The sequence below is a fragment of the Nonomuraea sp. NPDC050022 genome, from assembly GCF_044460705.1.
Classification (GTDB): Bacteria; Actinomycetota; Actinomycetes; order Streptosporangiales; family Streptosporangiaceae; genus Nonomuraea.
The window spans coordinates 570,962-591,491 of record NZ_JBITKE010000004.1 but is presented as its reverse complement, the minus strand read 5'-3'; the positions used below and the strand labels follow the sequence as shown (position 1 = coordinate 591,491).

General features: G+C 67.8%; 21 protein-coding genes. 7 read left to right on the top strand and 14 right to left on the bottom strand.

Annotation, left to right across the window (positions count from 1 at the left end; translation table 11 throughout):
• The first annotated feature begins 233 nt into the window (after nt 1–233).
• A complete protein-coding gene (locus ACIBO2_RS19370; RefSeq protein ID WP_358534396.1) occupies nt 234–1,535 on the top strand; it encodes an MATE family efflux transporter in 1,302 nt (433 codons plus the stop codon).
• Between the two features lie 62 nt (nt 1,536–1,597).
• On the top strand, nt 1,598–3,079 hold the full coding sequence (locus ACIBO2_RS19365; protein ID WP_358534832.1) for an amino acid permease: 1,482 nt from the start codon (nt 1,598–1,600) through the stop codon (nt 3,077–3,079).
• A gap of 559 nt (nt 3,080–3,638) precedes the next feature.
• Here the strand turns inward: ACIBO2_RS19365 and ACIBO2_RS19360 are convergent.
• From ACIBO2_RS19360 to rpsF, 7 genes are all read right to left on the bottom strand, one after another.
• Nucleotides 3,639–4,382 carry an amino acid ABC transporter ATP-binding protein gene (locus tag ACIBO2_RS19360; RefSeq protein WP_358534394.1) on the bottom strand — a complete coding sequence of 248 codons (744 nt, stop codon included), beginning with the start codon at nt 4,380–4,382 and terminating at the stop codon, nt 3,639–3,641.
• The gene (locus tag ACIBO2_RS19355) at nt 4,379–5,227 is read right to left on the bottom strand and encodes an amino acid ABC transporter permease (RefSeq protein WP_358534392.1); all 849 of its coding nucleotides are present in this window, start codon (nt 5,225–5,227) and stop codon (nt 4,379–4,381) included. The genes ACIBO2_RS19360 and ACIBO2_RS19355 overlap by 4 nt, the downstream gene beginning before the upstream one ends.
• 41 nt (nt 5,228–5,268) lie before the next feature.
• Complete coding sequence (locus tag ACIBO2_RS19350; protein ID WP_358534390.1) at nt 5,269–6,135, bottom strand: ABC transporter substrate-binding protein; 867 nt, start codon at nt 6,133–6,135, stop codon at nt 5,269–5,271.
• Between the two features lie 154 nt (nt 6,136–6,289).
• Nucleotides 6,290–6,736, bottom strand: coding sequence for a 50S ribosomal protein L9 (gene rplI, locus ACIBO2_RS19345; RefSeq protein ID WP_225300946.1), 447 nt, complete (start codon nt 6,734–6,736; stop codon nt 6,290–6,292).
• Nucleotides 6,737–6,750: 14 nt separating this feature from the next.
• The gene (gene rpsR / locus ACIBO2_RS19340; protein WP_020543048.1) at nt 6,751–6,987 is read right to left on the bottom strand and encodes a 30S ribosomal protein S18; all 237 of its coding nucleotides are present in this window, start codon (nt 6,985–6,987) and stop codon (nt 6,751–6,753) included.
• A gap of 62 nt (nt 6,988–7,049) precedes the next feature.
• On the bottom strand, nt 7,050–7,616 hold the full coding sequence (locus tag ACIBO2_RS19335) for a single-stranded DNA-binding protein (RefSeq protein WP_358534388.1): 567 nt from the start codon (nt 7,614–7,616) through the stop codon (nt 7,050–7,052).
• An 88-nt stretch (nt 7,617–7,704) separates the two neighbouring features.
• A complete protein-coding gene (gene rpsF, locus ACIBO2_RS19330) occupies nt 7,705–7,995 on the bottom strand; it encodes a 30S ribosomal protein S6 (protein ID WP_026214314.1) in 291 nt (96 codons plus the stop codon).
• 177 nt (nt 7,996–8,172) lie between these two features.
• On the opposite strand from rpsF, the gene ACIBO2_RS19325 reads away from it, so the two are divergent.
• Entirely contained in the window at nt 8,173–8,499 is a 327-nt protein-coding gene (locus ACIBO2_RS19325) for a hypothetical protein (protein ID WP_357938121.1), read from the top strand.
• A gap of 44 nt (nt 8,500–8,543) precedes the next feature.
• Here ACIBO2_RS19325 and ACIBO2_RS19320 read toward each other — a convergent pair whose 3' ends face one another.
• Nucleotides 8,544–8,723 (bottom strand): hypothetical protein, encoded by a 180-nt coding sequence (locus ACIBO2_RS19320; RefSeq protein ID WP_225300943.1) that lies wholly within the window; start codon nt 8,721–8,723, stop codon nt 8,544–8,546.
• Between the two features lie 72 nt (nt 8,724–8,795).
• Here ACIBO2_RS19320 and ACIBO2_RS19315 point away from each other — a divergent pair, with 72 nt between their 5' ends.
• The gene (locus ACIBO2_RS19315; RefSeq protein ID WP_357938123.1) at nt 8,796–9,539 is read left to right on the top strand and encodes a deoxyribonuclease IV; all 744 of its coding nucleotides are present in this window, start codon (nt 8,796–8,798) and stop codon (nt 9,537–9,539) included.
• A gap of 63 nt (nt 9,540–9,602) precedes the next feature.
• Here the strand turns inward: ACIBO2_RS19315 and ACIBO2_RS19310 are convergent, their stop codons facing one another.
• The 4 genes from ACIBO2_RS19310 to ACIBO2_RS19295 all read right to left on the bottom strand — a co-directional run bounded on the left by ACIBO2_RS19310 (nt 9,603) and on the right by ACIBO2_RS19295 (nt 15,154).
• Nucleotides 9,603–10,667, bottom strand: coding sequence for a mannosyltransferase family protein (locus ACIBO2_RS19310; RefSeq protein WP_358534386.1), 1,065 nt, complete (start codon nt 10,665–10,667; stop codon nt 9,603–9,605).
• A gap of 2 nt (nt 10,668–10,669) precedes the next feature.
• Nucleotides 10,670–11,989 (bottom strand): glycosyltransferase 87 family protein, encoded by a 1,320-nt coding sequence (locus tag ACIBO2_RS19305; RefSeq protein WP_358534384.1) that lies wholly within the window; start codon nt 11,987–11,989, stop codon nt 10,670–10,672.
• The gene (locus ACIBO2_RS19300; protein WP_358534382.1) at nt 11,986–14,535 is read right to left on the bottom strand and encodes a transglycosylase domain-containing protein; all 2,550 of its coding nucleotides are present in this window, start codon (nt 14,533–14,535) and stop codon (nt 11,986–11,988) included. The genes ACIBO2_RS19305 and ACIBO2_RS19300 overlap by 4 nt, the downstream gene beginning before the upstream one ends.
• A gap of 232 nt (nt 14,536–14,767) precedes the next feature.
• Nucleotides 14,768–15,154 carry a DUF5318 family protein gene (locus ACIBO2_RS19295; RefSeq protein WP_397298192.1) on the bottom strand — a complete coding sequence of 129 codons (387 nt, stop codon included), beginning with the start codon at nt 15,152–15,154 and terminating at the stop codon, nt 14,768–14,770.
• A gap of 133 nt (nt 15,155–15,287) precedes the next feature.
• Between ACIBO2_RS19295 and ACIBO2_RS19290 the strand changes: the two genes are divergently transcribed.
• A complete protein-coding gene (locus ACIBO2_RS19290; protein WP_358534378.1) occupies nt 15,288–15,869 on the top strand; it encodes a PadR family transcriptional regulator in 582 nt (193 codons plus the stop codon).
• Nucleotides 15,870–15,882: 13 nt separating this feature from the next.
• A complete protein-coding gene (locus ACIBO2_RS19285; protein ID WP_358534376.1) occupies nt 15,883–16,962 on the top strand; it encodes an inositol-3-phosphate synthase in 1,080 nt (359 codons plus the stop codon).
• A gap of 55 nt (nt 16,963–17,017) precedes the next feature.
• On the opposite strand, the gene idi is transcribed toward ACIBO2_RS19285, so the two are convergent.
• Nucleotides 17,018–17,620, bottom strand: a complete 603-nt coding sequence (idi, locus tag ACIBO2_RS19280) for an isopentenyl-diphosphate Delta-isomerase (RefSeq protein ID WP_358534374.1) — start codon at nt 17,618–17,620, stop codon at nt 17,018–17,020.
• 91 nt (nt 17,621–17,711) lie between these two features.
• Here idi and ACIBO2_RS19275 point away from each other — a divergent pair, with 91 nt between their 5' ends.
• Nucleotides 17,712–19,001, top strand: a complete 1,290-nt coding sequence (locus tag ACIBO2_RS19275) for an MFS transporter (protein ID WP_358534372.1) — start codon at nt 17,712–17,714, stop codon at nt 18,999–19,001.
• Between the two features lie 69 nt (nt 19,002–19,070).
• On the opposite strand, the gene ACIBO2_RS19270 is transcribed toward ACIBO2_RS19275, so the two are convergent.
• A complete protein-coding gene (locus ACIBO2_RS19270; protein WP_358534830.1) occupies nt 19,071–20,492 on the bottom strand; it encodes a CCA tRNA nucleotidyltransferase in 1,422 nt (473 codons plus the stop codon).
• Nucleotides 20,493–20,530 lie beyond the last annotated feature (38 nt).

The window sequence follows — 20,530 nt, the reverse complement described above, 5'->3', positions numbered from 1 at the left end:
CGACCGGTGTGACAGTTTCGCGGGTTCGCGGTGAGACGGCAACGCGGCCTGTGGACAACCCTGTGGTCAAGCTGTGCACTATTCGGCTCAGGGTGTGAAACAACTGTGGACGGAGCTGTGGATAACTCTGTCCACAATCCACAGCATCCCTCTTGACCTGCGGAAACTTTGTCCACCGGCTGTGGAGGAAAGAAAGTTGGCCCGACACGCCGTGTAATGGCCATAATAGGTAAATGCCCATTACGCCGCAGGACAGGGAGATTCTGCGCCTGGCCGTGCCCGCGTTCGGCGCGCTGGTCGCCGAGCCGCTCTTCCTGCTCGCCGACTATGCCATCGTGGGGCACGGGCTGGGCACCACCGCCCTGGGCGCCCTGGGCGTCGCGGGCACGATCCTGGCCACGGTGGTGAACCTCTGTGTCTTCCTCGCATACGGCACGACGGCGTCCGTGGCCCGCCAGAGCGGTGCGGGCCATCATGCCAGGGCGATGCGCAGTGGCGTGGACGGCATCTGGCTCGCGCTGGCCATCGGCGCCGCCCTCATCGCGGTCTGCTGGCCGCTCGCCCCGCCGATCGTCGGGCTGTTCGGGGCGGCCCCGGAGCAGGCCGGGCAGGCTACGACGTACCTGCGCATCTCGCTGCTCGGCGCGCCCGGCATGCTGGTCGTACTGGCCGGGACGGGCGTGCTGCGCGGCCTGCAGGACACGGTCACGCCGCTGACCGTCGCGGTGGGCTCGTTCGCGCTCAACGCGGGGCTGAACGCGTGGTTCGTCCTCGGGCTGCACTGGGGCATCGCGGGCTCGGCCTGGGGCACCGTGCTGGCTCAGACGCTGGGTGCGGCCGTCTACCTCGTCGTGGTGGCCAAGGGCGCGCTGCGGCTCGGCATATCGCTCACGCCTCACCTGGCGGGCGTCAAGCAGGCGGGTACGGCCGGCTTCGCGCTGCTCATCAGGACCCTCTGCCTGCGCGTCGTGCTGATCGCGGCGACCGTGGTGGCCACCAGGATGGGCCAGGCCCAGCTGGCCGCGTACGCCATCGCCACCCAGGTCTGGACCCTGCTGGCCTTCGCCCTGGACGCCATCGCCATCGCCGGCCAGGCCATCACCGGCCGTACGCTCGGCGCCGGAGACGTGGCCGCCACCAGGGCCGCGACCCGGCGCATGGTGCAGTGGGGCCTCTGGTCGGGGTTCGTGCTCGGCGTGCTCGTCGTCGCGGCCCGGCCGCTGCTGCCCGGCCTGTTCGACGCCGATCCACAGGTGACCGAGCAGTTGTTGGCCGTGCTCTGGCCGGTGGCGCTGTTCCAGCCGGTGTGCGGCGTGGTGTTCGTGCTCGACGGAGTGCTGATCGGCGCGGGTGACCAGCGCTACCTCGCGTGGGCGGCCCTGTGGACGACGCTCGCGTACCTGCCGTGTGCCTTTCTCGCCTCCGGATTCGGCATTGTCGCACTCTGGTGCGCGCTCGGGGTGTGGATGATCGCACGTTTGATCACACTGAGACAAAGGGCGCTCGGTACGGCATGGCTGGTGACCGGGGCGTAATCGTCCCGTGCTTGCTGTTACGCGTGTGGTGCGGCACTGTGGGCGGGTTCCCTGAGCGGGGTGTGCCTTTGTCCACGATCCTCCGGCGGCTGCCGCCCGAAGCGGCGACCGGGTTACGCACAGGCGCGCGCCACAGCCTCTCCGAGCTCTACCGGCCCGCCGATCTGGTCGTGCTCGGGCTCGGCGTGATGATCGGCGCGGGCATCTTCAGCATCGCCGGGCAGCAGGCCGCGACCATGGCCGGCCCCGGGGTGATCCTGTCGTTCATGATCGCCGGGATCGCCTGCCTGCTGGCCTGCCTGTGTTACGCCGAGCTGTCCTCCACGATGCCGACCTCGGGCAGCGCCTACACCTTCACCTACGTCATCTTCGGCGAGGTATGGGCGTGGATCATCGGCTGGGCGCTGATCCTGGAGCTGGAACTGGCCGTCGCCGTGGTGGCCAGGGCGTGGGCGCTGATCACCGTCCGGGCGATCACCGGGTTCGGGGTGCGCCTGCCGTACCAGAACGTGGTCGAGGACGTGTTCGTCCTGTTCATCCTGGTGGTGCTGACGAGCGTCGTGGCGCTCAACGCGCGGGTCGGGCTGCGGGCGCTGTGGGTGATGGTGGCGGCCAAGCTGCTGGCCATCGGTGCGGTCATCGTCGTCGGGGCGCGGTACGTCAAAGTGGCCAACTTCGGCGACCTCTACACCGAGCCGAAGCCCACCACCAGCCCAGCGGCGACCGTGCTCGACGTGGTCGTGGGGCAGAGTCACGCGTTCGGCTGGTTCGGGGTGTTCGCGGCGGCGTCGGCCATCGCGTTCGCGTACATCGGCTTCGACGTCGTCGCCACCGCCGCCGAGGAGACCGTGAACGCCTCCAGGGCCATCCCCAAGGGCATGATCCGCAGCCTGGTGATCGCCACGGTCATCTACCTCGCGGTGGCCGTGGTCATGGTCGGCATGATCCCCTACACCGGCATCTCCCCCGACTCGCCGCTGTCCAGCGCGTTCCGCGTCGTGGGTGTCGACTGGATGGCGCACGTCATCGACATCGGCGCGGTGCTCGGGCTGACCACGGTCATCCTGGTGCTGATCGTGGGGCAGACGCGCGTACTGTTCTCGATCGCCCGCGACGGCCTGATGCCGCGCCGTCTGGCCACGATCAGCCGCAAATATCACACCCCCACGCGGGTCACGCTGCTCATCGGAGTGATCGCGATCCTGCTGGCCGAGCTCGTGCCGGTGTTCACGCTGCAGCAGCTGGTGGTGATCGGGACGCTGTTCGCGTTCATGTTCGTCGCGGCGGGCGTGATCGTCATGCGGCGCCGGATGCCGCACCTCGACCGCGGCTTCCGCGTCCCGCTCTCGCCGCTGCTGCCCGCGCTGTCCCTGGTGGCGACGCTCTGGCTGATGGTGAATCTGCAGGTGCTCACCTGGGCGTGGTTCGTCCTGTGGATGGCTTTCGGGCTGCTCGTCTATCTTGTGTACGGTCGGCGCCACAGCCTGCTGGCCCAGCCCGAGCTGCCTCCCCTGAACCACGCCAGAGGGCGCCATCGGCGTTAAGCCCGGGGTGGTTTGTCACGACCGTCTCAATCACTGTGACGGTCCGTGGTAGCTGGTGTCCTTCGGGAGGGATACCCCCTTCGGGGGGCGAATGAAATCGGTCCGTAGTGGCTGAGGTCCCCAGGAAGGGACCCCCTCCAGGGGGCGAATGAAAACGGTCCGTAGTGGCTGAGGTCCCCAGGAAGGGACCCCCTCCAGGGGAGCGGGAGGAAGACGGTCCTCCGTGGCTAGGGCCCCAAGGGGACACCCCCTCCGTGGGAGCGGACGAAACGGTCCCACGTGGCCGAGGCCCCCAGGAAGGAACCCCCTCCAGGGGAGCGGGAGGAAGACGGTCCTCCGTGGCTAGGGCCCCAAGAGGGGACGTCCCTTCCGGCGGAGGACGAAAACGGGTCGTCGTGGTTGAGGCTCCCAGGAAGGGCTCCGGGGGACGGACGAAAACGGTCCGTCGTGGCTGAGGTTCTTAGGGAGGGAGCCCCTTGGGGGGAGAAGCGGTCCGTCGTGGTCGGGGTCCCGGGAACTTCGGGGAAGCGGATACCCGGTGAACGTTCGTGGGGGCCCGCTAGAGCCGTCCGGAGTCCAGTACGGCTCTCAGGAAGTCTCTCGTACGGGCGTGCTCCGGATCGGTGAAGATCATCTCAGGTGGGCCCTTCTCCAGCATGACCCCGCCTTCCAGGAAGCACACCGTGTCGGAGATGTCGCGGCAGAAGCCCATCTCGTGCGTCGCCAGGATCATCGTCATGCCCGAGTCCTTGAGCTCCCTGATGACCTGGAGCACCTCCACGACCAGCACCGGGTCGAGCGCCGAGGTGACCTCGTCGAGCAGCATCAGCCGTGGCTTGGTGGCCAGCGCGCGGACGATGGCCACCCGCTGCTGCTGGCCGCCGGAGAGCTGGTCGGGGTAGGAGCGGGCCTTGTCCGCCAGCCCGAACCTGCCCAGCAGCTCGCCCGCCTGCTCCTCCGCCTCGGCCTTGGCCACCCCGTGCACCCGCCGGGGCGCGAGCGTGATGTTGTCGAGCACCGTCATGTGCGGGAACAGGTTGAACGCCTGGAACACGATGCCCAGCCGCCTGCGTACGTCGTCGACGTTCGCCCGAGGATCGGTGATCTCCTGCCCGTCGAGGTGGATGACGCCGTCGTCGACGGTTTCCAGCAGGTTGACGCAGCGCAGCAGCGTGGACTTGCCCGACCCTGACGCGCCGATCAGGCTGACGACCTCGTGCGGGCGTACCTCCAGGTCGATGCCGCGCAGGACGCTGTGGCCGCGGAAGTTCTTCCACACCCCGTCGATGGTCAGCAGGCTCATCCGCGCCTCCTTCTCGTACGGGCGGCCAGGTGGTCGGTGAAGCGGGCCATCGGGATCGTGAGCAGGATGAACAGCAGCGACGCCACCAGGTAAGGCGTGTAGTTGAACTTGCTGGCCGCGATGATCTGCGCCTGCCTCAGCGCCTCCAGCGGCCCGATGGTGGCCACCAGCGCCGTGTCCTTCTGCAGGGAGATGAAGTCGTTGAGCAGCGGCGGGACGACCCGGCGAGTGGCCTGCGGGAGCACGACGAAGCGCATCGCCTTGGCGTGGCTCAGACCGAGCGAGCGGGCCGCCGCCACCTGGCTGGGATGGACCGACTCGATGCCCGCCCGGAACACCTCGGCCACGTACGCGCCGTACGAGAGCGTCAGGCCGATGATGCCGAGCGTGGCCAGATCCGTCGGAATGCCCTGCAGCCTGAGCGCGGGCAACCCGAAGCCGACCAGGTAGATGACCAGGATCGTCGGCACGCCGCGGAAGATGTCGGTGTAGAGCGTGGCCAGCGCCCGGATCGGGAAGAAGGCGGGCGCCGTAACAGTGCTGGCCAAGGCCACCAGCACGCCGACGAGCAGGATCAGCGGCTCCGCGATCAGGAAGATCTTGATGTTGAGCAGGAACCCGGTCAGGACCTCCGGCAGCGCCTTGACGAACCACTCCGGGTTGAAGAACGACTCCCGCACCCGCGGCCAGCCGGGCGAGTGGGTGACCACCACCACCGCCAGGACGAGGAAGACGATCGTCGAGGCCCCGGCGATGGACGTCGAGCGCCGGGCCCGCGACCTGCGGACCCGCTCGCGTTCGAGCTGCCGCTCGCTCTTGACCCAGACCACAGCGCTCTCACTCACTGAAGGCTCACCCGCTGAAGGCTCGCTCACAGAAGGCTCGCTCACTTCAGCTCGGGCGCGCCCGCGGCCGCGCTGAGCCACTGCTGCTCGATCTTGGTCAGCTCGCCCTTGGACTTCAGCGCGTCGACGGCCTTGTCGACGCACGGCTTGAGCGCGCTGCCCTTCTCCATGACCAGGCCGAACTCCTCGGGCGTGCCGCCGGTCGAGCTGAACTGGCCGACGATCTTCGACTTCTCGACCTGCGCGGCCGTCACATAGAAGGCCGTGGGCAGGTCCACGACGATCGCGTCGACCTGCTTGTTCTTCAGCGCGTTGACGGCGTCGATCTGATCGGTGTAGACGTTGGGCTCGGCACCGGGCTTGATGACCTCCTTGACCGCGTTGAGGGAGGTAGTGCCGACCTGTACGCCTATCTTGGCGTCCTTGAGCTCGGCCAGGCTCTTCGCGCCGGCGAACTTGCCGTCCCCCATGGCCACGATGGCCTGCTTGACCGTGTAGTAGCCGTGGCTGAAGTCGACCGCCTTGGCCCGGTCCGGGGTGATCGAGACCTCGTTGATGTCGAAGTCGAACTGCTTGGCACCCGGTGCGAAGGCCGAGTCGAACTTGACCGTGCTCCACTGCACCTCGGTGCGGTCGAAGCCGAGCTCGCCCGCGACGGCGAACGCGACCGCGCTCTCGAAGCCCTGGCCGTTGCTCGGGTCGTCGTCCTTGAACCACGGCTCGAAGGCGGGCTTGTCGGTGGCGATCGTCAGTTTGCCCGCGTTGACGAGCTTGAGCTGGTCCTTGGTGCACGCGGTGGACGCCGTGGGGCTGAGCGGGGCGGCGCTCGGCGGAGTGTCGGCGGGGGCGCAGGCGACGGCCGCCGCCGCAAGCACGCCAAGGGCCAGCAGCATCGAGGGTCGGGCCATGGCTGGGGCCTCCAGGGAAGGGGCGCGGGAAGAACGAGCAAATCTTACGCTGCGGGTTGGTGCACCATGTCCCCCACCTGCACCCATACCGGCCATAGAGACAGCGCTGCCCCCTCTCGCAGGCGAGAGGGGGCAGCGGCGAGGCTGAGAGTCGTCAGCCGGCGACGACCTCGACGTCGACCGACGCCGAGACCTCGGGGTGCAGCTTGACGCTGACCTTGTGCGAGCCGACGCTCTTGATCGGGTTGACGATCTCGATGCGACGGCGGTCGAGGATGGGACCGCCGGCGGCCTTGACGGCCTCGGCGACGTCACCCGTGGTGATCGACCCGAACAGGCGACCGGAGTCGCCCGCGCGGGTGACCAGGCGGACGCGAAGGGCACCGAGCTGGCCGGCGACCTCCTTGGCCGTGCCCAGGTCACGGATCTCGCGAGCGTCACGAGCCTTCTTGATGGACTCGATCTGCTTCTCGGCGCCACGCGTCCAGCGCATGGCGTAGCCGCGCGGGATGAGGAAGTTACGGCCGTAGCCGTCCTTTACCTCGACGATGTCGCCAGGGGTGCCGAGGCCGGAGACCTCGTTGGTGAGGATGAGCTTCATATCGACAGTCCTCCCTAGCGCGCGGTGCTCGTGTAAGGCAGCAGGGCCACCTCACGGGCGTTCTTGATCGCGGTCGCCACGTCACGCTGGTGCTGGGTGCAGTTGCCCGTCACCCGGCGGGCCCGGATCTTGCCGCGGTCGGAGATGAACTTCCGCAGCAGAGCCGTGTCCTTGTAGTCGACGTAGGAGATCTTGTCGTGGCAGAACAGGCAAACCTTCTTCTTGGGCTTGCGCAGTGCCGGCTTTGCCATCGTGGTGCTCCTTTCAGAGCCCCGCCGTCAAGCGGGAATGGACTCGGGCTGGTGAACTGGAATTAGAAAGGCGGTTCGTCGCTGAAGTCGTTGCCGCCGCCGCCGAAACCGCCGGAGCCGCCCTGCTGACCGCCGCCCTGGTAGCCGCCACCGCCGCCGCCGCCGAAACCGCCGCCGCCCTGGGGCGGAGCGGGCGACGCGGAGGCCCACGGGTCGTCGGCCGGGCCGCCGCCGAAGCCGCCGCCACCGCCGCCACCCTGACGGGTGGTGCGGTTGACCTTGGCCGTGGCGTTACGCAGAGACGGGCCGACCTCGTCGACCTCGACCTCGTAGACCGTGCGCTTCTCGCCTTCCTTGGTCTCGTAAGACCGCTGCTTGAGCCGCCCCTGCACGATGACCCGCATGCCACGCTGGAGGCTCTCGGCGGCGTTCTCCGCCGCCTGCCGCCACACGTTGCAGGTCAGAAAGAGGCTTTCGCCGTCTTTCCACTCGTTGGTCTGGCGGTCCATGAACCGCGGAGTGGACGCGATGCGGAATCGAGCCACGGCTTGACCCGTGGGGGTGAAGCGCAGCTCCGGATCGTCGACAAGATTGCCGACGATGGTGATTACGGTGTCGCCTGCTGCCATGGCTTGCGCTCGCCTTCCTGCACGCCTTCGCTTTGGTTACGGCTCAGAGTACGGCTGCCGCCCGACAAAAAAGCCGGGCAACGGCTGCTTAGTGCACGTCGGGGCGGAGAACCTTGGTGCGCAGGATGCCCTCGTTGAGGTTCATCTGCCGGTCGAGCTCCTTGACCGTCGCGGGCTCCGCGGACAGGTCGATGACGGCGTAGATGCCTTCCGACTTCTTGTCGATGTCGTAGGCGAGACGGCGACGGCCCCAGACGTCGACCTTCTCCACAGTGCCGCCGTCGTTGCGGACGACGGTGAGGAACTGGTCGAGGGACGGCGCCACAGTGCGCTCATCGAGCGAAGGGTCCAGAATGACCATTACTTCGTAACGACGCATGCGGGACTCCAACCTCCTCTGGACTCTTGCGGTCACGACACTCTGCCGTGACAGGAGGACGCTGACGTCAGGACCCGGACGCCCCTTTCGGCGTCTCAGGCTGATGGATCACCCATCACAACGCAGCTTGACCAGGTTACCAGCCGCTCGCGGATGGGAAGGACCTGTAGGAAACCCATGGGGGTGACATTAGTGCCGCACATCCTGCAACCTCCGGAGACCCAGCGGTTCAGACTCACGCTCAACAGCGACGGGGCGCCGCACCCGATCGAGAACGTCCTGGCCGTCGCCACGCTCGTGTGCGGGCTGGTGGCCTTCATCTCGACGTTCTTCGTCGCCGCCCACCCGATCTCCGCGTGGTTCGGCACGCTCGGATTCGGGATGGGGCTCTACTCGCAATACGTCTCGGTGACCACGCCCCAGCGCTCGCTGAACATCATCGGGCTGGTGGCGTCGTTCGTCGGCGTGGCGCTCGGCATCGCGCACGGCGGCTTCCTCCCGTAAAGCCGCGAAACGGTCCCGGCCGGGCCGGGACCGTTCGTCTCAGGCTATTTACCGATATGTAGATCCACGCCGAGCAGCACCAGGAACCACAGGAAGACCGCGAGGAGCGCCTCGGCGATGTTCCGGAGGATCCCCGGGGTGATGTAGTGGTAGACCCAGGCCACATAGATGCCGATAAGAACCCAGATTAAGAAGATCAGTGAGCGCCAGCGCCAGCGCGTCATATCGTTCTCCTCGCGTAGGGGGCGCCTGGCGACTTCCCTGAGCCCTCTGCTCCAAACGGATAAGCTCGTGACATGGTGCGCATCGGAGCTCACGTAGGTCAGGACGACCCAGCCGCCCACGCGGCCGCGATCGGGGCCGAGGTGGTGCAGTTCTTCCTGGGCGATCCACAGGGCTACAAGAAGCCCGTGCTGCCGGCCGAGCCGGTCGAGGGCGTCGACATCTACATCCACGCGCCCTACCTGATCAACGTGGCCACCACCAACAACCGCATCAGGATCCCCAGCCGCAAGCTGCTCGCCCAGCACCTGGAGGCGGCGGCCGGGCTCGGCGCCAAGGGCCTGATCGTGCACGGCGGCCATCTGAACAAGAACGAGGACCCGCAGATCGGGTTCGACAACTGGCGCAAGGTGTTCGAGCGCATGGAGTGCCCGATCCCGGTGCTGATCGAGAACACCGCGGGCGGCGACAACGCGATAGCCCGCAGGCTCGACCGCATCGCCCGGCTCTGGGACGCCCTCGACGGCTTCGACGTGGGCTTCTGCCTCGACACCTGCCACGCGCACGCGGGCGGTGAGGAGCTCCTCGACCTGGTCGACCGGGTCAAGGCGATCACCGGCCGCATCGACCTGGTGCACTGCAACGACTCGCGCGACGAGTTCGACTCCGGTGCCGACCGGCACGCCAACCTGGGCAACGGGAAGATCGACCCCGAGCTCATCCTGGCGGTCTGCCGCGCGGCGGCCGCGCCCATCGTGGTGGAGACGCCCGGCGATGGTCAGGCCGACGACATCGCGTTCCTGAGGAAGAACCTCTAGCGAATACACACAGCCTGTGGATAACTTCCCTGGATTACCGAGTCCTGAAAGTGGGTATGGAGATCATCCTGCCCAGGCGCCGCTCAGGAAGCGGACCACATCGAGCAGCATGAGCGGCCCCGCCACCAGGGCGTACACCACCATCACCCATGGATGGCGGGCCACCAGCCGACCGAACGCCACCCACAGCGGGAACCACAGCAGCAGCGAGCGCGGGATCGACAGGTAGTACGCCGAGGTCATGAGCGCCCCCGCCTGTAACCCCGTGTAGACCAGCTCGCTCCACCGGCGCATGACCAGCAGCCAGACGAGCGCGGCCACGGCCACCACCGCACCGGCCAGCTCCATGCGGAAGGCGATCGCGAAGTCACCCGTGCCCATGGCCGACTGCCACGTGGTGCTCCACGCCTGCCACGGCCACACCATCTGCCGTCCCCACCCGGCCTCCTGGGCGTGCTTCCAGGCGAGCCAGTCCCCCGAACGGCTGTAGTGGAAGAAGGAGTACGCCACCAGCGGCAGGAAGGGGACCAGCAGCCACGGCGCCCGCCGGATGGGCTGCCTGCTGGTGAGGAACTCCACGATCAGCGCGACCGCCAGGAACAGCCCGGTGATGCGTACGCAGGAGGCGCCCGCGGCCAGGGCGGCGGCCAGCGGCCAGCGGCCCTGACGGGCGGCCAGCCAGGCGGGGATCGCGAACGCCAGGAACAGCGCCTCGCTGTAGCCGGCGACCAGGAAGACCGCCATCGGGAACAACAGCAGGCCGGCCACCGCGGCCCACCCCGAGCCGCCCTCGAACTCCGTCAGCCTGGCCAGTGCCACCACCGCCACCAGACCGGCGACCAGCGAGACGATCAGCCCGCAGGCCGTCCAGTCCGGCACCACGAGGTGGACCACCCGCATCGCCAGCGGCAGGCCGGGGAAGAACGCGGGCAGCCCGGCGTCCGGCGGCCTGCCGGGATCGCCGTCGTAGCCGTGCTCGGCGATCGTGATGAACAGCCCGGCGTCCCACTTCCGCCACGTGCCCACGTAGTCGTGCAGCGCGACGCCGAGCAGGGTCGCCACCAGCAGCCCGCCGCGCGAGGCGAACCAGAGGAGCGTCGCGTCGCGGTCGGCCGAGCGGGTGATCATGGCTAGGCCGGGCGCAGGGTGAACCGGTCCGGGGCCCCGTCGAAGACGCCCCCGGCCTGGTCGTCGATGCCGGTCTGCCGGATGACGTCCTTGTCGGGACGCAGGATGTCACGTACCACGAAGGCCATCATGATGGCGATCGTGAGAACCCGTCCCCATACGGCGGTGAAGTAGGTGTTGTCGCCGATGCCCAGGTCGGGACGGCTGACCGGAGACTGGGAGAGCAGATAGAGCCAGATCGCGCAGAAATACCAGATCTCGGCGACCTGCCAGAGCGCGATCGGCTTCCAGTTGGGCCTGGCCAGCACCGCGAAGGGCACCAGCCACAGGACGAACTGCGGCGACCACACCTTGTTCGTCATCATGAACGCGGCCAGCGCGAGGAAGCAGATCTGCGCCAGCCGCGGCCGGCGCGGCGCCATCAGCGTGAGGGCCGCGATGCCCAGGCACAGCAGGCCCAGCGAGACCATGCCCAGGCGGCTGACGTCGGTGTCACCCAGGATCGGCCAGCCCTTGTTCTGGAAGAACAGCCAGGGCGAGCCCCAGTCGACGCCGCGTTCCTCGGAGAAGACGTAGAACCGGCGCCAGCCGTCCCAGGCCAGCACCATGAACGGCACGTTGACCACCAGCCAGGAGCCGGCGGTCGCGCCCATCGTGACGAGGAACGGCCGCCATCGCGCGGTGCGCATGGTGAGCAGCAGGAGCGCGCCGACGAACATGATCGGGTAGAACTTCGTCGCGATCGCCAGGCCGAGCAGCACGCCGGCCAGCACCTGCCGCTGCCGGGCCCAGGCCAGCAGCATGCCCATCGACAGCGCGCCCGCGACCAGGTCCCAGTTGATGTAGGCGGCCAGGACGATCGAAGGGGCGAGCGCGTACCAGAGCGCGTCCCACCGCCTGGTCGGTCCCGCCACCGCCGCCATCAGCAGCACGCCGGCCACCAGGCAGACGCCGAGCAGGATGACGGTGATGTCGTAGAACCTGACCGCCTGGGCGACCACGTCGCGCTCCAGCCAGCGGGCGATCCAGCTGATCACCTGCATGACCTCGCCGAGGACCACCGGATATTCGACGTGCTTGTCGAAGGGCACGTCGGCGAAGTAGGGGTTCTGCGTCGCCAGCTGCCGGTCGAAGTAGAGCGGGTAGATATCGGTGTAGCAGAAGTTCTGGTACGTCGAGACCTGGTCGTTCCACCCGCCCGTGCGGCAGGGCAGCCGCACGATGTAGGCGAGCGTGGCCCCCAGGGCCGCGAACAGCCCCAGGGGAAGGTACGGCACGGCCCGGTTCATGAGCGGTGGGCGGACCTCGGTGCTCGAGTTCACCAGTCCTCGCGTCTGCTCGGCATCGGTCCGGGAACGATGACCGGGTTGGACCCCTGGCTCTGGCGGCCCCGCCCGTCGAAACCGCCGCCGTCGTCCTGCGGCTGGCCGTTCTGGTTGGGGTCGACCGTGATGATCTGGTCGGGGTCGTCGCCGGTGCACGGCGGCACGACGCCGCAGTTGGCGTTGGGGTCCTCGAGCGACGGGTCCTCAGTCGCCGTCGGCGTGGGCGTCGGGCTCGGCACGATGTTCTCGGGCTGTCCGATGTCGGCCCTGGTGGGGAACTGCTCGACCGGCTTGTTCTGGAGTGCGGCGGTCATGAACGCGCGCCAGATCGTCGTGGGCGTGTCCGCACCCTCGAAGCCCAGCGTGGTCTCCTTCGCCGTGGTGTAGGGCTTGTTGGCGTTGTACTTCTTGTCCGGTGGCCTGCCATGCGGGGTGCTGGGGCAGTTCGAGTTGATGGGTTGGACGGTCTTGCCAGTCTTTGTCAGGCATATCTCGCGATACATCCCGACCGCCGTCGAAAGCTGCGGGGTGTAACCGACGAACCAGGCTTCCTTCTCGTCGTTGTTCGTGCCGGTCTTGCCCGCCGCCGGGCGGTTGCCCAGGCCCTTGCCCTGCGCGGTGCCGCTGCGCAGCACCTCCTGCATGGCGACCGTCGCGTCGGCGGCGGCCTCGGGGCTGATCACGTTCTTGGAGGACTTCTGCTCGGGGTAGGCGACCTGCTTGTTCAGCTTGATCTCCTTCACCACGTGATATTTGGTGTACTTACCGGCGTTGGCGAAGATCGAGTATCCGGCCGCCTGCTCCACGGCGGTCACCGGTGCGCTGCCGATGGCGAACCCGAAGCCATGGTCCTTGACGTCCTGCTCCATGCGCTTCTCGCTGAACCCGGCCGCCTCGACGAGACTCTTGACGTCGTCGAGCTTGTCGGGCAGCGCGTACGCCATCGACACATAGGCGGTGTTGACGGACTGCGCGGTCGCCTTGACCACGTCGATCGAGGCGCCCACGTTGTGGCTGTTCTTGAATCCGCCGGGCTGCTGTCCAGGCAGCACCTTCGGCACCGTCACGCTGCCCGGCACATAGCTGCTGAGCGATTTCCCGGCCTTCAGCCACGCGGCCAGGACGTAGGGCTTGAACGCGGAGGCGGCCTGCTTGGCCGAGTCGAAGGGCTCGTTCCACGGATCCTTGAGGTAGTCAGTGCCTCCGTAGAAGGCCACCACGCGGCCGTTCCTGGGGTCGACGGCGGCGAGACTGGTGTGGTACTCCTTCGACTTGCCCCTCGTCGACTCCAGCACCGCGGTCTTGGCGGCCTGCATGAGTCTCTTGTCGAAGGTGGTGACGATCTCGTAGCCGCTGCTCTTGATGGCGTCCATGGTGATGCCGCGCGCCTCGAGTTCCCGGGTGACCGCCTCGAGCATGTAGCCGTTGAGACCCGCGTAGGCGCTGTCCGTGTTGGACTTCTTGATCTTGGGCCACTCCGCCGTCTTCGCTTCCGCGGCGTATTTGTCCGGCCACTGCTTGGCCATGTAGTCCAGGACGGTCTTCCAGCGGAATTTGAGCGCGGGGTCCTCGGAGCCCCAGCTCGGCGTCTGGATGTGCGCGGCGAGGTAGGCCGCCTCCGACAGGGTGAGGTTCGAGGCATGCTTCTTCGGGCCGAAATACGCCTGGGCTGCCGCCTCGACGCCATAGGCCCGGCCGAAGTTGACGGTGTTGAGGTAGGTCTTCAGGATGTCTTCTTTGGGCTTCGTCTGGTTGAGCTTGACCGCGATGAAGATCTCGCTGACCTTGCGCTTGATGGAGACTTCCGAGCTGAGGCCGCCGTAGTAACCGCGGGCCATCTGCTGGGTGATCGTCGAGGCGCCCTGCAACTGCTGGCCTGTCGCGGTCATCCACAGCGAGCGGGCCATACCGGAGATGGAGATGCCGGAGTCCTCGTAGAACGTGTCGTTCTCGATGGCCACCGTGGCATCCCTGAGCTTCTCGGACATCTGCTCGTACGGGATGATTTTCCGGGGCGTGCCGAGCTTGGCGATGACCGTCTTGCCGTCTGAGTAGTAGACAGTGCTGCCCTGTGCGGTCGCTCCGGCCTGCGTGTCGTTCTCGTCGGGCACCGGGGTGTTGGCGTAGGCCACCGCGATCATGCCGAAGATGCCGGCCGCGAGGACCGTCATCGAGGCCATGACGATCTTCCAGCTGGGGATGAAGCGGCGCCATTTCGGCCGCTCGTCCTTGGGCCGCTCGGGACCCTCGGGACCACCGGGGCCGCCAGGCCCTTGAGGTCCGCCGGAGCCTCGCCCGCGCGCCCGCCTGGGCGCGTCGCTGATCATGGTCTCCTGGTTGCTGCGGGCGCGGGTGTCGTATTCGCCTTCGCCGCGCGAACGCGAACCCTCACGGCTGCCCTGGCGCCGCTGCCCCGGCTCGCGCGGCGCGGCCTCGCGCCGGCCCGGCTGGCGGGGGCCAGGACCGCCCGGACCCGGCTGCTGCTGGGGGCCTGGTTGCGGCATGCCCGGCTGCTGGGGACCCGCGTATGGCTGGGCGGCCATCGCGCCGGTCTGCTCGTACGCGGCTTCCGGCCGACGCTGAGGCTGTGCCGCCCCCCAGCCCGCTTCGCCGGTTTGCGGCGAGGTCTCTTGGGGCACAGAACGGGATGAGTTGGAGCGACGGCGCCTTCCAGGCCGACCCGTCCCCTCATTGCTGCTGTTACTCACACGTCCTCACAACGTCGTCGGATAGCACGGCGGATGGGCGTGGGGCTCCTTCGCCGTCCTCGGTCTTCTACGGTCGCCCGACGCGGTCCGGCGGTCCGTTGCCGAGGACGAACGACACCGTCAGGTGGTTCCAGGAACAACCTTGGCAGACCTCGACGACGTACACCCGGAACTCATCGTAATCATGGGCCATATCGGCGAGTTCCGACGCGACCTTTGCCTCACCGGCATGGCGCCACGGGGAATCCCCGGAGACGTAGGTCACGCTGGTGACGTTCTCCCCCTCGCACACCGGGCAGAGGTGTTCGGTCGGTTCGCCGAAGTGGCGCGCCGCGGGAAGGAGGTCTGGCTGTGCGTCACGAAAATCCCCAGGCGACGTACGCCTGGGGTGCGGGAAGTCGACCACCGCCCCCTTGGCAAGGCCGTAGTCCACCACCTTTCCCTGTGACCACATGAGCGCCAGACTACGGCGTTTTGCTGAATCCTCCCAACGCCTTGGCAAAGTCGTTAATTGCGGCGATATAGCGGCGCGACGTATCATCGGGATGTATCGGCTCGATACATCGACGTGAGAGGGGGCGGTTCCAGTGGCCAGCGGACAGGGCAGAGTGCTGGAGCTGGCCGTGCTCGGGTCGCTGCACGAGACGCCGCTACACGGCTATGAGCTGCGCAAACGGCTCAATGCCTTGCTGGGCATGTTCCGCGCCTTCTCCTACGGGTCGCTCTACCCCTGTCTGCGCTCACTGCTCGAACAGGGCCTCATCGTTGAGGAGCAGCCGGCGCCCGCCGCGATCGTCGGGGGCCGGTCGAAGATCGTCTACAAGCTGACCGCGGAGGGCAAGGAACGGCTCCAGGACCTGCTGACGCAGGCAGGGCCGTCCGCGTGGGAGGACGAGAGTTTCGGCGTCCACTTCGCGTTCTTCAGGCACACGGAGGCGGAGGTGAGACTGCGGATCCTCGAAGGCCGCCGCAGCCGCCTGGAGGAACGCCTTGACAGCGTGCGCACCGCCCTGGCCCGCACCAGGGAGCGCCTCGACAGCTACACGCTCGAACTGCAACGTCACGGGCTCGAATCGGTCGAACGCGAGGTGCGGTGGCTGAACGAGCTGATCGCGACAGAGAGACGGGGCTCCGCTGAGGAGAACCCCGAGAGATCAACTGATGAGTAAGGGAGCGAGTGCGATGGGTTCGGTTCGCGTAGCCATTGTCGGTGTTGGCAACTGCGCGGCGTCACTGGTTCAGGGCGTTCACTATTACAAGGACGCTGACCCGGCCACACGGGTGCCGGGCCTGATGCACGTGAGGTTCGGCGACTATCACGTGGGCGACGTCGAGTTCGTCGCCGCGTTCGACGTCGACGCCAAGAAGGTCGGCCGCGACCTGTCCGAGGCGATCGGCGCCAGCGAGAACAACACGATCAAGTTCGCGGACGTGCCGCCCACCGGGGTGATCGTCCAGCGCGGCCATACCTTCGACGGACTTGGCGAGTACTACCGCGAGATCATCGAAGAGTCCGACGAGTCACCGGTCGACGTCGTCCAGGTGCTCCGCGAGAGCCAGGTGGACGTCCTGGTGTCCTACCTCCCGGTGGGCTCCGAGGCGGCCGACCGGTTTTACGCCCAGTGCGCGCTGGACGCCAAGGTGGCGTTCGTCAACGCGCTGCCGGTGTTCATCGCCTCCGACCCGGAATGGGCGGAGAAGTTCACCGCGGCCGGTGTGCCGATCGTCGGCGACGACATCAAGTCGCAGGTCGGCGCCACCATCACGCACCGCGTGCTGGCCAAGCTGTTCGAGGACCGCGGGGTCGAGCTGCTGCGCACGTACCAGCTCAACGTCGGCGGCAACATGGACTTCATGAACATGCTGGAGCGCAAGCGCCTCCAGTCGAAGAAGATCTCCAAGACGCAGTCGGTCACCTCGCAGATCCCGCACGAGATGGCCAAGGCCGACGTGCACATCGGCCCGTCGGACCACGTGCCGTGGCTCGACGACCGGAAGCTGGCCTTCGTCCGGCTGGAGGGGCGCTCGTTCGGCGACACGCCGCTCACCCTGGAGTACAAGCTGGAGGTGTGGGACTCGCCCAACTCGGCGGGGATCATCATCGACGCCGTGCGCGCCGCCAAGATCGCCCTCGACCGAGGGATCGCGGGGCCGATCCTGAGCGCGTCCTCCTACTTCATGAAGTCGCCGCCGGTCCAGTACTCCGACGACGACGCGCGCGACTACGTCGAGAAGTTCATCCGCGGCGAAGTGGACAGATAGGTCCGTGGTCCGGCGCCGTGCACTCCGCGCGGCGCCCCACCAAGCCCACAAAGCCTCACAAAGCGGTACGGGCAGCGCTTCGGGCGGCCGGAGGCAGCTCCTCCGCCGAGGCCGGGCGCCAGTCCAGGGGGTTGGTGCCCAGTTCGTTCAGCATGGGGACCTGTTCGCGGCACCACGGGCTGATCGCCAGCAGGGTGCTCAGAACTCCATCCGCGAACTCCTTCCAGGGCATCCACCGGATTTCGTCAACCTCGTCCGGGTTCGGGATGGCGGAGGCGTCGACCGTCACGCGGTAGACGGGACAGAGTTCGTGTTCGACGATGCCGTTGGGCATGACCGCGCGATAGGTGAACGTCGGCAGCATGAGATCCGCCCGGTCCACCGTCAGACCGAGCTCGTAGGACAACCGGCGGCTGACCGCGTGGTCCAGGGGCTCGCCGGGTAGCGGATGGCCGCAGCAGCTGTTGGTCCACACGCCCGGCCAGGTCAGTTTGCCCGCGGCGCGCCTAGTGAGCAGGACGCGGCTGTCCTCGTCGAAGACGTAACTGGAGAACGCCAGGTGGAGCGGGGTTTCCTGGCCGTGCACCGAGCTCTTGGGAGCGGTGCCGATCGCGTTGCCGTCGCCGTCGACCAACACCACGTGTTCTTCCTTCGTCACGCTACGAAGCGTACGTGATCATGTTGGTCACTGGCGACGAATGACTGCCTGCTGTACCAACCTGTGAATCAGGCGGAAGTAGGCTGACTGCGTGTCATTCGTCGCCGATCTTCGCGTGGTCCTGAAGGGCAGGGACTTCCGACGGCTGTTCGCCACCCGGCTGGTCTCCCAGTTCTCCGACGGGGTCTTCCAGTTCGCCGTGGTCGGGTTCGCCTTCTTCAGTCCGGAGACGCAGACCACGGCTCTGCAGGTGGCGGCCGGGCTGGCCGTGCTGCTGCTGCCGTACAGCATCCTCGGCCCGTTCGTCGGCGTCTTCATCGACCGCTGGTCGCGGCGGCAGATCCTCGTCGTCGCGCCGATCGTGCGCGGCGCGCTGTTGGTCGTGGCGGCGGCGCTGGTCGCCGCCGACGTACCCGACACGGTCTTCTACGCGGCCGCGCTCGGTGTGCTCGCGGCCAACCGGTTCTTCCTGGCCGCCCTCGGCGCGTCGCTGCCGCACGTGGTGCCGGAAGATCGGCTGATGGCCGCCAACGCGGTCACGCCCACCTCGGGCACGGTTTTCACCTTCCTCGGCGCCGGGGTGGGGTTCCTGCTGCGTGAGCTGTTCGGCAGCGGCGACTTCGGCGTGGCGCTGCTGCTCGTCGTCTCGGGCGTGGTCGCCGGGATGAGCGCGCTGATCGCCCGCACGATGGAGCGCTCGCTGCTCGGCCCCTCCTTCGACCCTGAGCGGCCGCAGGCCCGCCAGGCCGTGCGCAACGTGCTCGTCGGTCTCGTCGACGGCGCCAGGCACCTGGTGGGCCACCGCACAGCAGCCGCCACGATGGGCGCGATGGCGACACACCGGTTCATGTACGGCATGGCGACCGCGCTCGGCATCATCCTCTACCGCTACTACTTCTCCGGCGGCGACTCCGAGGTGGCGCTGCGTGGGCTCAGCCTGGTCGTGGCCACCTCGGGGGTCGGCTTCTTCCTCGCGGTGATCGTCACTCCGTGGGCCACCGCGCGGTTCACGATCGAGCGATGGGTGCCGATCGCGCTGGTCGTGGCCGGCGTGCTCACGGCGGTGCTGGTCGTGCCGTTCCAGACGTGGAGCCTGCCGATCGCCGGGTTCGTGCTCGGCATCGCCGGGCAGAGCGTCAAGATCTGCGCCGACGTCACGGTCCAGCGCGACGTGGAGGACGTCTACCTGGGCCGGGCCTTCTCGATCTACGACATGCTGTTCAACGGCATGTACGTGCTGGCGGCCGCCCTGTCAGCGGCGATCCTGCCCGCCAACGGCAAGTCGTACACGGCCGTGGTGATCGTGACGGCCGGTTACCTGGCGGGCGCCCTGATCTACCGGATGATCATCCCGACGCCGCGCGCCACGGCTTCCCGCTGATCACCTGGGGCGCCGCGCCACGGCCGCCCACTGATCATCCGAGGCGCCACGCACGGCCCCCAGCTGAGATCAAGCCGGCGCCGTGTCGCCGGCCGGTGACGCACCGCTCTCCCGCGCCCATTCCAGCAGCGCCTCGGTGGCCGTTTCCTTGCCGACCATCCCCTTGTCCAGGCGGAGCTCCAGCAGGAATTTGTACGCCCGCCCGACGATCGGGCCGGGACCGACGCCGAGGATCCGCTGAATCTCGTTGCCGTCGAGCTCCGGGCGGATCTTGGCCAGCTCCTCCTCGTCGGCCAGCCGGGCGATGCGCTCCTCTAGCTGGTCGTACGTACGCGACAGCGTGGCCGCCTTGCGCTTGTTGCGCGTCGTGCAGTCGGCCCTGGTCAGCTTGTGGAGCCGGTCGAGCAGGTGACCGGCGTCGCGCACGTAGCGGCGCACCGCGCTGTCGGTCCACTCGCCCGTGCCATAGCCGTGGAAGCGCAGGTGCAGCTCCACCAGCTGCGACACGTCGGCCACCACGTCCTTGGGGAACTTGAGCTCGGTCATGCGCTTCTTGGCCATCTGCGCCCCCACCACCTCGTGGTGATGGAAGGAGACCCGGCCGCCCGCTTCGTGCCGCCGCGTCTTGGGCTTGCCGATGTCGTGCAGCAGCGCGGCCCAGCGCAGGATCCGGTCGGGCTTGCCATCGTCTTCCTGGGCGATGGCCTGGTCGAGGACGGTCAGCGTGTGCTCATAGACGTCCTTGTGCCGGTGGTGCTCGTCGATCTCCAGGCGCAGCTTGGGCAGCTCGGGCAGCACGTGCGCGGCCAGCCCGGTCTCGACCAGCAGGCGCAGGCCCTCGCGGGGGTAGGTGCCGCAGGTCAGCTTGTCGAGCTCGTCACGGATGCGCTCGGCCGAGACGATCTCGATGCGCTCGGCCATGTCGGTCATCGCCGCGAGGGCCTTGGCGTCGACCGTGAAGCCGAGCTGCGAGGCGAACCTGGCGGCGCGCAGCATGCGCAGCGGGTCGTCGTCGAAGGACTGCTCGGGCGTGCCCGGCGTGCGCAGCAGCTTGGCCGACAGGTCGGTCAGGCCGCCGTAGGGGTCGACGAACTCGTGCCCCGGCAGTCGCACGGCCATCGCGTTGACCGCGAAGTCGCGCCGCTCCAGGTCGGCCTCCAGCGTCTCGCCGTACATGACCTCCGGCTTGCGGGATTTGGGGTCGTACGACTCGCTGCGGTAAGTGGTGATCTCCAGCAGCGAGCCGCCCTTCCGCACGCCGACCGTGCCGAAGTCGATGCCGATCGTCCAGACCGAATCAGCCCAATCACGGACCATTTCCAGGACCCGTTCGGGCCGGGCATCGGTGGTCAGGTCGAGATCGTTGCCCACGCGGCCGAGCAGGATGTCGCGCACCGGGCCGCCGACGAGGGCCAGCTCGTGCCCATGCGCGGCGAACAACCGGCCGAGCTCGTCGGCCACCGGAGCGATCTTACGGAACAGGTCGGTCATGGCCCGCTGCTGGCTTTCGGTCAGATTTGAGTCGGACA

Coding starts and splice junctions, on each gene's coding strand:
- ACIBO2_RS19335 (WP_358534388.1), bottom strand. CDS start 7,616: ATGGCAGCAGGCGACACCGTAATCACCATCGTCGGCAATCTTGTCGAC.
- rpsF (WP_026214314.1), bottom strand. CDS start 7,995: ATGCGTCGTTACGAAGTAATGGTCATTCTGGACCCTTCGCTCGATGAG.
- ACIBO2_RS19300 (WP_358534382.1), bottom strand. CDS start 14,535: ATGGCCGCCCAGCCATACGCGGGTCCCCAGCAGCCGGGCATGCCGCAA.
- ACIBO2_RS19370 (WP_358534396.1), top strand. CDS start 234: ATGCCCATTACGCCGCAGGACAGGGAGATTCTGCGCCTGGCCGTGCCC.
- ACIBO2_RS19270 (WP_358534830.1), bottom strand. CDS start 20,492: ATGACCGACCTGTTCCGTAAGATCGCTCCGGTGGCCGACGAGCTCGGC.
- ACIBO2_RS19310 (WP_358534386.1), bottom strand. CDS start 10,667: ATGATCACCCGCTCGGCCGACCGCGACGCGACGCTCCTCTGGTTCGCC.
- ACIBO2_RS19315 (WP_357938123.1), top strand. CDS start 8,796: ATGGTGCGCATCGGAGCTCACGTAGGTCAGGACGACCCAGCCGCCCAC.
- ACIBO2_RS19350 (WP_358534390.1), bottom strand. CDS start 6,135: ATGGCCCGACCCTCGATGCTGCTGGCCCTTGGCGTGCTTGCGGCGGCG.
- ACIBO2_RS19285 (WP_358534376.1), top strand. CDS start 15,883: ATGGGTTCGGTTCGCGTAGCCATTGTCGGTGTTGGCAACTGCGCGGCG.
- rplI (WP_225300946.1), bottom strand. CDS start 6,736: ATGAAGCTCATCCTCACCAACGAGGTCTCCGGCCTCGGCACCCCTGGC.
- ACIBO2_RS19295 (WP_397298192.1), bottom strand. CDS start 15,154: ATGTGGTCACAGGGAAAGGTGGTGGACTACGGCCTTGCCAAGGGGGCG.
- rpsR (WP_020543048.1), bottom strand. CDS start 6,987: ATGGCAAAGCCGGCACTGCGCAAGCCCAAGAAGAAGGTTTGCCTGTTC.
- ACIBO2_RS19325 (WP_357938121.1), top strand. CDS start 8,173: ATGGGGGTGACATTAGTGCCGCACATCCTGCAACCTCCGGAGACCCAG.
- ACIBO2_RS19360 (WP_358534394.1), bottom strand. CDS start 4,382: ATGAGCCTGCTGACCATCGACGGGGTGTGGAAGAACTTCCGCGGCCAC.
- ACIBO2_RS19320 (WP_225300943.1), bottom strand. CDS start 8,723: ATGACGCGCTGGCGCTGGCGCTCACTGATCTTCTTAATCTGGGTTCTT.